Raw genomic sequence first — 4,893 nt, forward strand, 5'->3', positions numbered from 1 at the left:
CGGACATTGATGTGCAGGCGCTGGAGCAGAACCTGAGGCTGCTGGCCAAGCTGGACATCACGCAACAGGCCAACCGGATACACATCACGGCCCAGCAGGAGGTGGTGATCAACGGGGCAGGGAGCTACACGCGCTGGAGCGCAGCCGGTATCGAGAGCGGCACCTCCAGTGCTTGGACCGCCAAGGCCGCCAGCCATGGCTTCACCGGGCCCGCCAGCAAAGCCGTGCAGCCGCCCGACGACATACAGCCCTTCAACGAAATGTTTGTGCTCAAAGACAAGGCGGGCCGCCCGGTCAAAAACTTCCCCTACCGCATCAAGCGCGCCGATGGCGTCGAAATCACCGGCCTGACCGACGAACACGGCCGCACCCACCGCATGGGCAGCGGCAGCGCCGCCCAGGCCATGGACATCGAAGCCGATCACTGAAAGACCCCCACCCATGAGCAGCTCTGGACTGGACAACCACCACACCACCTCCACCCCGGGTGACGACACCCAGCACGAAGTCACCGTCGACAAGGTGATGGCCAATGTGTTTTTTGACGGCACTTTGAACAACTACTTCAACGTCAACGCCAGCGACGCCATCAAGGCCAAGCACGGCGGTGAAGGCACGAGCTATGCCAACGGGCTGTCGAATGTGGCGCGGATGTGGGAGAGCTTGGGGCGTGAGGGTGACGGTCCGGACATCGCTGTGTATGTCGACGGCATTGGCACGGTTCGGCATGGTGACGATGCCCTCACGGGAATGGCCTTTGGCGATGGCGACACGGGTATTGAGGTCCGTGTGGACTCGGCATTTGCGCCGTTAGTTGAAAAGGTGACAGCCCCTAGGGACGGCGGCAAACCTCCAGCCATTCTTGAGCTCAACGTGTTTGGCTTCAGTCGCGGTGCCGCTGCCGCACGGCTCTTCGTGCACAAGGTCTATGCCGAAAAAGTCGCCTGCTTCGGGGCGGATTGGGCGAAGGTCATCGTGCAGGTGAACTTCGTAGGGCTCTTCGACACCGTGTCGTCCGAAGGCATTTACTACGGCAACGATGTGGGCAACCTGCACCTGCGCATTCCAGCCACCCATGCCCAGCGCGTGGTGCATTTGGTGGCGGGGGACGAGTTCCGCGAGAACTTTTCCGTCACCACCATCGACAGCACCGTGGCCGCAGGCCGGGGCTACCAGCTGACCCTACCCGGAGCCCACTCCGATGTGGGCGGCGGCTACACCTGTGACGCCGGCAAGCCCGAGCCCGAGGTGCGCGAGCTCAGCCCCAGCTTGGAGCCGTTGGACGGGGCACCGCACTGGGGCTCGCGTGAGTTTGTCTACCTGAAGGGCTGGTACAGCGCTGCAGATGCCAAACCGACCTTTTGGCATCGAAACCGCCACGAGCGCGTGGTGCACGGCGACTACTACCGCGTGGCCCTGAGCCTGATGGCCACAGAGGCGAAGAAGCACACCGGTGCCAGCTATCCAGCCAAACTGACAGGCCCTTGTTGCGAAGCGCCCCTGGAACAAGTGCGCCAGGCGCTGCTGGCCTTTGCGCAGTCGGCGCAGAACACCGTATGGACCTTGGAGGCAAACCTGGGTGAACAAGATGCCCGGCGCTTCCGCCGCCGCTATCTGCACCTGTCCAGCCAGGAGGGCACCTTACCCAATTCACCTCGCTTTCACGACAGCCACACCCTGGTGCGCGAATGGGTGCGAGCCTGAGATTCAGGAGATCTATCTATGCCCACCACCACCACCCGCCGCCGCTGGCTCGCCATCCTGGGCATCACAACCCTGGGCACCACGCCAGCCCTTCAGGCCGCTGGCCTGCTGGACAAGCTATTCAAAAGCAAAGACCCTGCCATGAGCATCGAGACCGACGAATTCATTTGGAATATTTCTGCCTGCAAATACAGCCTGGACATTGAGCTGAGGGGTAATTCGCGCGTGTCCACGCTGATGTATGGCAACCGCATGATGGATGCATCCGGCAAGGACGTCGCACGCTTTTACACAGGCTTTGGCGCACCCTGGGGCGGTGGGTCCACACCCATGGGTGGGGACATTGGTCGCGCCCGGCTGCCCAAAACCCTGGAGCTGAGCTATTACGACTACATCGAAGGCGTGCTCTACCAGCTGCAGGCCCCGCTACCCATCGAGCGCATCCACGCTCGTTTCAGCGAGCAGACGGTCAGCCACACCAAGCCCTATGGCCAAGTGGTTCAGAAGTACGACAACATCCGCATTGGCGTGGGGCCGCAGGGCCACATCATGGTGTGGCTGGCCAGTGTGAGTGGCAACCAGGTGGAGCTGGCCACTTACCAGGCCACGCCTGTGAAGGGCTTTGACCCGGCGGAATACAACCGCAAGCTGCCGGGGGGCAGTTTTTACCTGACCGAAGACCGCTTCGAAGAGCTCTTTGACCCCGTCAACCGACTATCCAAACCCACCCAAGAGCGCATCCGCGGGGGCTGGCGGGCTGACCCGCGCTACTACTTCGAAACCCTGCGCCTCAAATACCCCTGGCGCTTCAAGCTCACCGGCGCAGTGTCGCAGTTGGTGGAGCTGGCGGGGCGCTATGCCAACTTCGAAGGGCAGGCCATCGGGGCCTGGGAAATGGCGGGCTATCGCACGTCCGCAGAAATGCGTGCGGTGCCTCGTTCCGCTGAGTTTTGGTACTTGGACAAGGAAGGACAGCGGCGTTATCTGGGACTGAGGTTTTATCAAAAGGATCGCGCCTTGTCTGAGCCCGATCTGACGCTCGTTCGCGAAGCCTTCGCCACGATGTTCGGCCCACGCACGCTGGCTGACAACGAAGCCATGGCGATGGAGCCCGACATGGCGACGGTAGAGGTGAACGTGGGCGAGGACTTCAAGACCGTCACTGCGGCGCTGGTCAAGGGCGAACGACGCTTGCCCCTGGCCATGGGTCGCATTGAGACCTTCCCGGTACAGCCCGGTGCGTATTGGGAGGGTACCGAAACCCCCGCGCCCGAGATGCTCAAGCTCTTCCGCGAAGGCCCACCGCCCAAGGGCGGGCGTTGAGGGCGCATCCCAACGTTTGAACCATGGTGACTTCTTTGCTTAAGCCTGCAATGCGTTTCGGTCTGCTGCCTGCGTTTCGCCGCCGCCGCTGGCTCGCCAGCACCCTGAGCCTCACGGCCCTGAGTGCCACGCCAGCCCTTCAGGCCGCAGGCCTGCTGGACAAACTATTCAAAGGCAAAGACCCCGCCATGAGCATCGAGACCGACGAATTCGACTGGGAAATCTCCACTTGCAAATACAGCCTGGACATTGAGCTGAGGGGCAATTCCCGGGTCGACACCCTCTCTTACGGCAACCGATTCATAGACGCTTCCGGCAAGGATGTGGGGCGCTTCTTTACGGGGTTTGGCGCGCCCTGGGGCGGCGGCGATGGCCCCATGGGCGGAGACCGGCGGCGCGCCCGCCTGCCCAAAACCCTGGAGTTGAGCTACTACGACTACATCGAAGGCGTGCTCTATCAGCTGCAGGCCCCGCTACCCATCGAGCACATTCACGCCCGCTTCAGCGAGCGCACGGTGACCCGTGGCGAGCCCTACGGTAAGGTGGTTCAGAAGTACAACGACATCCGCATTGGCGTGGGGCCGCAGGGCCACATCATGGTGTGGCTGGCCAGTGTGAGCGGCAACCAGGTGGAGCTGGCCACCTACCAGGCCACGCCTGTGAAGGACTTTGATCCGGCGGAATACAACCGCAAGCTGCCGGGGGGCAGCTTCTACTTGAACGCAGATCGGTTCAGAGAACTGTCCTTCGACACCAACCGCCTGTCACCCCAAACCCAGGAACGCATCCGCGCGGGCTGGCGGGCCGACCCGCGCTACTACTTCGAAACCCTGCGCCTCAAATACCCCTGGCGCTTCAAGCTCACCGGTGCGGTGTCGCAGGTGACGGAGCTTGGCGGCTGGTACGCCAATGGCGAGGCGCAAGCCATTGGGGCCTGGAAATGGCGGGCTACCGCACGCAGGTGGAGCAGCGTGCAATTCCTGACACCGGTGAGTTCTGGTACCTGGACAAGCAAGGCCAGCGCCACTATTTGTTGATGCGGTTTTACCAACGTGAGCGCGCTTTAGCCTCACCCGACCTGACGCCCGTTCGCGAAGCCTTCACCACGATGTTTGGCCCGCGCACGCTGGCCGACAGTGCCGCCATGGTGATGGAGCCCGACATGGCCACGGTGGAGGTGAACGTGGGCGATGACTTCAAAACCATCACCGCCACCTTGGTCAGGGGTGAAAAGCGCCTGCCCCTGCCCGTGGGCAAAGTGACGACCTTCCCCTTGGCCCCTGGTGCGCACTGGGAAGGCATGGACAGCCCCTCGCCGGAGTTGGCCAAGCTCTTCCGCGAAGGCCCGCCGCCCAAGGGCGGGCGTTGAGGGCGCATTACCCATGAGAAAAGGATAAGAACCATGGCCTTACGCCAACTCGCCTGTGTGGGCGATCCCTTGCAACATGGCGGCCGGGTGCTGCCGCCAGGCGCTGGCACCAATGGCATGGGCCCTGGACCGCAGGTGGCGCACGCCTTTGCGCTGATGGGTGGGCTGGCGCACTGCGAGCGGTGCAAGAGCGACGGCGTCATCGTCAAGTCCGGCGGGCCCAAGCGCCCGCGTGCGCAGCAAGAGATCGCCCTGGATGGCGACCTGGTGGCCTGCAAATGCAGCCAACCGCCCCGCATCGTGGCCACACTCGCCCAAGGCGTGATGGCCGAAGACGCATGACCGCAAAGACCCGCACACCATGACCCCCCGCACCCTCACCCTACAAAGCCCCGCGATGCCCAGCCTGCTGGGGGCGGCGGCACTGTTGCCGCGGCGGCTGCACGGCCACGAAAGCCTGGGGCAGCTCTACCGCTACACGGTGGAGCTGGCGACGC

The 4,893-nt window shown here is 63.2% G+C and carries 6 protein-coding genes; all 6 read left to right on the top strand.

Annotated features, from left to right (window positions below):
- The coding region (locus ACG0Z6_RS16520; RefSeq protein WP_394463422.1) for a DUF2345 domain-containing protein at nucleotides 1–428 on the top strand (428 nt) is incomplete at its 5' end.
- A 13-nt stretch (nucleotides 429–441) separates the two neighbouring features.
- Nucleotides 442–1,704: a phospholipase effector Tle1 domain-containing protein gene (locus ACG0Z6_RS16525; RefSeq protein WP_394463424.1), complete on the top strand. Its 1,263-nt coding sequence runs from the start codon at nucleotides 442–444 to the stop codon at nucleotides 1,702–1,704.
- A gap of 18 nt (nucleotides 1,705–1,722) precedes the next feature.
- A complete protein-coding gene (locus ACG0Z6_RS16530) occupies nucleotides 1,723–3,027 on the top strand; it encodes a DUF2931 family protein (RefSeq protein ID WP_394463426.1) in 1,305 nt (434 codons plus the stop codon).
- Between the two features lie 50 nt (nucleotides 3,028–3,077).
- On the top strand, nucleotides 3,078–4,064 hold the full coding sequence (locus ACG0Z6_RS16535) for a DUF2931 family protein (protein ID WP_394463428.1): 987 nt from the start codon (nucleotides 3,078–3,080) through the stop codon (nucleotides 4,062–4,064).
- Entirely contained in the window at nucleotides 4,064–4,396 is a 333-nt protein-coding gene (locus tag ACG0Z6_RS16540; RefSeq protein ID WP_394463430.1) for a hypothetical protein, read from the top strand. Before ACG0Z6_RS16535 ends, ACG0Z6_RS16540 begins: the two co-directional genes overlap by 1 nt.
- Nucleotides 4,397–4,429: 33 nt before the next feature.
- On the top strand, nucleotides 4,430–4,738 hold the full coding sequence (locus ACG0Z6_RS16545; RefSeq protein WP_394463432.1) for a PAAR domain-containing protein: 309 nt from the start codon (nucleotides 4,430–4,432) through the stop codon (nucleotides 4,736–4,738).
- Nucleotides 4,739–4,893 lie beyond the last annotated feature (155 nt).

Origin of the sequence: Roseateles rivi (assembly GCF_043555845.1) — a bacterium.
GTDB lineage: Bacteria > Pseudomonadota > Gammaproteobacteria > Burkholderiales > Burkholderiaceae_C > Roseateles > Roseateles rivi.